Genomic DNA, 1,167 nt, shown 5'->3' with positions numbered 1-1,167 from the left:
CGGGTGTGGGGGCCGATGCCGGGTCGGGAGCGGGCCAAGTACCTGTTCCGGATCGCGCGGTTGGTGCAGGAGCGTTCGCGTGAGCTGGCGGTGCTGGAGTCGATCGACAACGGCAAGCCGATCGGTGAGTCGCGGGATGTGGACGTGCCGCTGGTGGCGGCGCATTTCTTCTATTACGCGGGGTGGGCCGACAAGCTGGGCCATGCCGGGTTCGGGCCTGATCCTGGGCCGGTGGGGGTGGCGGGGCAGGTGATCCCGTGGAATTTCCCGCTGCTGATGCTGGCGTGGAAGATCGCGCCCGCTCTGGCGTGCGGGAACACCGTGGTCCTCAAGCCGGCCGAGACGACCCCGTTGACCGCGTTGGCGTTCGCCGAGATCTGCGTCCAGGCCGGCCTTCCGCCGGGCGTGGTGAACATCATCACCGGTGCGGGGGAGAGCGGGCGGGCGCTGGTGGAGCATCCGGGGATCGACAAGGTCGCTTTCACCGGCTCCACCGACGTCGGCCGCCAGATCGCCCGCAGCGTGGCGGGCACCTCCAAGAGGCTGACGCTTGAGCTGGGCGGCAAGGCCGCCAACATCGTCTTCGATGACGCTCCACTCGACCAGGCCGTTGAGGGGATCGTGAACGGGATCTTCTTCAACCAGGGGCACGTGTGCTGCGCCGGGTCGCGGTTGCTGGTGCAGGAGTCGATCGCCGAACCACTGCTGGAGCGGCTCAAGACACGGATGCGCACCCTGCGGGTGGGTGATCCGCTGGACAAGAACACTGATGTGGGGGCGATCAATTCGGCGGCGCAGTTGGAGAAGATCCGGGAGCTGGCCGCTTCGGGTGAGAGCGAGGGCGCTCAGCGGTGGGCGCCGGAGTGTGCGTTGCCGCAGCGGGGGTTCTGGTTCGCGCCGACGGTGTTCACGGGGGTGGCCCAGTCGCATCGGATCGCGCGGGAGGAGATCTTCGGGCCGGTGCTGTCGGTGCTGACCTTCCGCACGCCGGAGGAGGCGGTGGTGAAGGCCAACAACACTCCGTACGGGTTGTCGGCGGGGGTGTGGTCGGAGAAGGGGTCGCGGATCTTGTGGGCGGCGCAGCGGTTGCGGGCGGGGGTGGTGTGGGCCAACACCTTCAACAAGTTCGATCCGGCCTCGCCGTTCGGGGGGTTGAAGGAGTCGGGG

The 1,167-nt window shown here is 68.5% G+C and carries 1 protein-coding gene; it reads left to right on the top strand.

Translation table 11 applies throughout. The annotated features are described in order from the left end of the window. Nucleotides 1-1,167 (top strand): aldehyde dehydrogenase family protein (locus ACFPZN_RS56140; protein ID WP_378293621.1); only part of this gene is annotated, 1,167 nt, incomplete at both ends.

This window comes from Actinomadura rugatobispora, assembly GCF_042656285.1.
GTDB classification, from domain to species: Bacteria; Actinomycetota; Actinomycetes; order Streptosporangiales; family Streptosporangiaceae; genus Spirillospora; species Spirillospora rugatobispora.
The sequence above is the reverse complement of the archived record's forward strand: the minus strand, read 5'-3'. Positions and strand labels throughout refer to the sequence as shown.